Raw genomic sequence first — 4,548 nt, 5'->3', positions numbered from 1 at the left:
GTATTGTGTAGGTACTGTGGAAAGTAATGCCTGCTGGAAATTTTGCTGCTGTGATGACAGCAGGTCAGCATATTTTTTCATGATATTCTCCGGCACTGCCGACTATTTAACATGGCCTATTATACTACTAATTTAATTAATTTGGCAATATATTATAATTTATTAGTTATTGGTCTTTCCGATATTTAACCATCCTTGTCGCTTATAGCCTGCGGTATTGATTCTAAGATTACATGGGCTATGCGGTACTAACCCGCTGCTTCAAGCAGAGGGTGTTTCTAGCGTCAAGCGCTCCTAAGGCAAGTAGGGATATAAGCTCATTTGCCTCAATAAATCATTAATAATCTACTAGCCCCTATATGGTAATAACATACAAAATATATTAATCCCTTAAGTAATAATTAATAATACATTATTTTGTTAAATATTTTAATTAAATTGGCAATATATATGGATTTAATTTTGTGATTATCACATAATTAACTTAATAGTTAATTAATGAATAAATAAAAGGTGCCATATGCTTTGCTATACGCTAAAACAGGTTTCTGGCCAGTTAAATGACGTTCGCGTCACGGGGTTTACCCCCTTGATTGCAGCCCTTGAGTCCAAGGCACAGGTGCCTGAATTTATCGTCCATACTGATGACGACTATGAGGTATTGCGCTACAGCACGCTGGCACAGATTGCCAAGTTTCAGGTCTGTATCGAAAACCTGATGCTAGAAGAGTATAGCCATGACCTTAAGCTTGAACGCACTATTAACGTCATAGACTGGCTTTTTGAGGTGCCCAAGGGGTTTTGTAAGCGGCTTATTGACCTGCCCACTATCATTCACCGCTTACAGTTACTGGGACAAATTACCCGTCTTACCTTTTTAGAGCAGCTGATGAATGTGACCGGCTTGGCCAAGCCACAGTGTATCGCAGCACTTGAACAAACCTATTGGATTCTTGACAGGGCATATGGCCAGTTAGGCCTAGTAAGCACAGCTAAGACGCACATCAGGTTGCCGGTATGAAACAGGGCAGGCCTGCGGCCGGTAGCCAGCCGCAAAGCGGCAAGCAAAGGCGACTTAAAACCAACTACCTGCGTGTAAACCGCATTTGCACTGGTGAACCTGAATGCTGGACAAGGCAGGATTGCCTGCATATTTTCCAGAATCCGCAACTACGCGAACAATACGGCAAGGCAGCTTGGCAACAGCTGGGCAGCCTGCTGGGGTATTCCAGCTTGGGAACTTAAAATAATGAAGCAAACCACGCAAAAAAACCAAAAAGCTGTTACACAGACTAATCCGGAACAGGAACAGCTAAGACGGTTGCAACACGAACTGGCCAAGCAGCAAAAGCGCCATGCGCGGGTCATCGAGCGCCATGAAGCCATCAAGAAGCGGCTGGAAGAGGATTATGATGCATCCTCCAGTCTGGTGACGGACGTGGAATGGGAAATTGTCTGCCTCCACCTGCAACAATGGCAGCTTACCAAGCAGCCGGACTGGTCAATCCTGCTTAATACACAATCGAGTGGCTATTACTATGAGCCGCTGGTTCAGCTGATCCGCCTGTTACACCCTAATTTCTTTCTCGGTGGCGGTAACCCTTACACCAACCAGTACACAATCTGGTTCAGTGTCTATGACACGGTGGAAACTGATAACAGCATGCCAGATATCGACTCTCTGGCTGAGGCCATACAAGTACTGCTGCCATACCTCAATAGCAGTGAGCAATTGGACAGTATCCGTAAACTACCCATTGCTGGCACCGTGGGCTTTGCAATCACCCATCCCCAATCGGCTGACTATCACATTGAGCTGGCCATTCATCCCAGTACTGGCCAAGCCATTGTCTGTAAGTTTATCTATCAGCACATGGTGGAATCATATGAGTTTCCAGACATCAGGGCAGGGCTGATCCACATCAAGGCCAACTATGCCAGTGTAGAGTTCATTGATGAGAACGTAGTGAGTGATGATGGCAATGTGCTCGGTTATCAGCCAGTGGCCATTGGCCAGTAATCACTAGGAAATTTTTACCATGAAAATTTCATTAAAGCCTGAATTTTTTGGATTCAAGTCATTGTCAGCGGCACCTTTCCCCCTGCCAGTGCAGGATAAGCCCGTCTACCTGCTGACCCCCTGCGAAATTGAGGCGGTCAAGTACTTCGCAGAGCAGGGTGCCGACTATGGATATCGGGTTCAGATCAGGCGGATTGCAGCCGTTGTGCCTGTAGCTCAGGTGGATTTTAATGCGTCATTCAATGACCTTACTGTATCAGTAGAAACATTACAGTATATCCAGCCGACCACGGATGAGCAGCTGCTGGAACTAAAGGCCTACTATAGCCGTCAATGCAGGATCAGGCAGTTGATTTGGACAACCGGCCTGCTCGGTTATGTGGCTTGTGCTGTTATTGGGTATCTGTCTAGCGCCGACCCCACTGGCCTAATCCTCATTGTGTTATTGGGTTGCATGTTCTATGCCGCCTTTATTGGCATCCTGCTGGATAACTACCTACCGATTCCTAAACATTACCAGCCTACCCGCGCATGGATGCGGCAGCAGTATCCAAAGTTAGCTGCTCGGGTCTTGTTCAATAAAATAGTGATTTGGAATGATGCCTAAGCAATCGGTTGTACCAGACCAATGCTGTTCAAACCATAATTTCCCAAATGCCTTAACCTCATGAAACTTGAATTTCCACCAGCCTTCTTTGGTTACCAGCCGTTGTCGCAGGCACCACATTCATTACCGCCTAATAAAGTCCCCCTGTATTTGCTAGAGGCTGGACAGGTTGAGGCAGTGCGCTACTTTTATAGCCATGGTGCAGACTATGGGTTTAACGTCTGGCTTAAAAAGTATGGAAGCGCTGGTCAGGACAATGACACAAAGAACAGGATCATACTGGATCAGGTTGATTTTACTGATAGGTGTTCCAGTTATGTCCTGATGGTAGAAAGCCGCTCAGATGCTGCTCCCCACACTGAAGCACAGATTGATCAATTAAAACAGTATTACAGGATGTGCCGCCGTAATAAATATCTTTATGTTCTGGCCAGCACTGGGATTAGCTGGGTACTGGCGGCTTTACTGGCTCGTTCAGGCCTGCTGGATTCAGCACTGGCTGTCAGCCTGATGATATTAGTCTGGCTGTCCAGTGTGCTGGTTATTATTGGCACGACTGACCGGATCGACCTGTTTACCGACCATGACTCATGTGATTATGGCCATGACCTTGCATGGAGCGTGATCAGCTTTTTCGTGCCCATGGAAATTAACAATGCCCATATTCTTCGCTATTACAGCGAGATGTCTAGGTATGCGCTTGACCAGTATATCGTTGAATGGGGTGAACAATAATTCCAATTAACCCAATACGGCCATCAGGTTCAGGTTATCCATCATACTTATAGCGAGAAATACAATGAGTCACGTAACTGTTGAAAGTCCTGTTGCACCGGTAATTATGGCAATATTTGCCCTTGCTGCGTTATATATTAGTTTTAGCTGGTCAGACTGGTTCCCCAAGAAAAATGCCGATGGGGTTGCATGTGAAAAGACATCGGTTAATCTAACCTCTTCGCGCTGGAGCTGCCCAATGACCCGAGAAGAGGCCAATATCTGGAATAACAAGCCTATTGAAGACAGTGAGCTGGCCAGCCTCGTTGAAGAAGCAAATGCATTTCCTAATGATCTGGCAGTGCAGGCCAAACGTCAGCAAATTACAGCGGATAATACGGTTTATAACTATGAAGGTGAAGAGCTTAAGGCGGTACTGGCTCAGGCCGATCAGAGAGCAAAGCAGGTCAATTACCAGCAAATGATCCAGCAATTGAAATAATTCTTGATGCTGATAATTATTCAATTAAATAGGAAATATTCCTTGGGAGTGACCGCTTAACACTTTCTGTTACTCACAAAGGAATGCTTGCCATTCAAAGCATTCCTTAAAAATATTAGACAGGATCAGCAAACCGCTGGAAATACTGCTCAATAGCTTGATTAAGCTTTTGTTGGGTCAATTGAGCATTTTTGGTGTCAGCATAGCGATCAGCTGCCTGATTAAACAAACTTGTACCTTGTACAAGTTTGTCAGGGTCACTGGTCAGCCCAAAATCACGCATATCCATATCCAGTAGCTCATCAAAGCCAAGTTGTAGGCTAAGATATCTTCCGTTTTCATTAAAACTGGCTGTCAGTGTACGGCTACCCGTAGAAAGTTCACCTGCTGAAGCCATTCCGGCAATCAACTTCTCAGCTGCTCCTTCATTGAGCTTTATCCAGCCATGCTGCTCAACCAGCCGGTTAATGATCCTTTCTGAATAGTGTAAGGGCAGGGTATTGGCATGCATGGCAGGAATCTCTGGCTCATTATCATAAATACTATTATACTTCTATATTAATTATTTTGGCTATATATAAATAGGAAAAGACTGTATGTTTCCTTACACACCCCATTAATGCTGGCGGTGATATTCCTGCCATTGTTCAAGTGCTTTTTTAAAATAGACCAGATCAGATTGCTTCTGGCTGGCCTGCGAGATTA

General features: G+C 45.0%; 7 protein-coding genes. 6 read left to right on the top strand and 1 reads right to left on the bottom strand.

Annotated elements, in window-relative coordinates:
• Window positions 1-520: 520 nt before the first annotated feature.
• The 6 genes from BKE30_RS15360 to BKE30_RS15335 all read left to right on the top strand — a co-directional run bounded on the left by BKE30_RS15360 (window position 521) and on the right by BKE30_RS15335 (window position 3,843).
• Complete coding sequence (locus BKE30_RS15360; protein WP_076879433.1) at window positions 521-1,021, top strand: hypothetical protein; 501 nt, start codon at window positions 521-523, stop codon at window positions 1,019-1,021.
• Window positions 1,018-1,245: a hypothetical protein gene (locus tag BKE30_RS15355; RefSeq protein WP_076879432.1), complete on the top strand. Its 228-nt coding sequence runs from the start codon at window positions 1,018-1,020 to the stop codon at window positions 1,243-1,245. Before BKE30_RS15360 ends, BKE30_RS15355 begins: the two co-directional genes overlap by 4 nt.
• A 4-nt stretch (window positions 1,246-1,249) precedes the next feature.
• Window positions 1,250-2,020: a hypothetical protein gene (locus tag BKE30_RS15350; RefSeq protein WP_076879431.1), complete on the top strand. Its 771-nt coding sequence runs from the start codon at window positions 1,250-1,252 to the stop codon at window positions 2,018-2,020.
• A gap of 19 nt (window positions 2,021-2,039) precedes the next feature.
• A complete protein-coding gene (locus tag BKE30_RS15345; protein ID WP_076879430.1) occupies window positions 2,040-2,627 on the top strand; it encodes a hypothetical protein in 588 nt (195 codons plus the stop codon).
• A 60-nt stretch (window positions 2,628-2,687) separates the two neighbouring features.
• Window positions 2,688-3,362, top strand: a complete 675-nt coding sequence (locus tag BKE30_RS15340) for a hypothetical protein (RefSeq protein ID WP_076879429.1) — start codon at window positions 2,688-2,690, stop codon at window positions 3,360-3,362.
• A gap of 64 nt (window positions 3,363-3,426) precedes the next feature.
• Entirely contained in the window at window positions 3,427-3,843 is a 417-nt protein-coding gene (locus BKE30_RS15335) for a hypothetical protein (protein WP_076879428.1), read from the top strand.
• 115 nt (window positions 3,844-3,958) lie between these two features.
• Here BKE30_RS15335 and BKE30_RS15330 read toward each other — a convergent pair whose 3' ends face one another.
• Window positions 3,959-4,354 carry a hypothetical protein gene (locus tag BKE30_RS15330; protein ID WP_076879427.1) on the bottom strand — a complete coding sequence of 132 codons (396 nt, stop codon included), beginning with the start codon at window positions 4,352-4,354 and terminating at the stop codon, window positions 3,959-3,961.
• Between the last annotated feature and the right edge of the window lie 194 nt (window positions 4,355-4,548).

This window comes from Alkanindiges hydrocarboniclasticus (assembly GCF_001982605.1).
In the GTDB taxonomy this organism is placed as follows: Bacteria; Pseudomonadota; Gammaproteobacteria; order Pseudomonadales; family Moraxellaceae; genus Alkanindiges; species Alkanindiges hydrocarboniclasticus.
The sequence above is the reverse complement of the archived record's forward strand: the minus strand, read 5'-3'. Positions and strand labels throughout refer to the sequence as shown.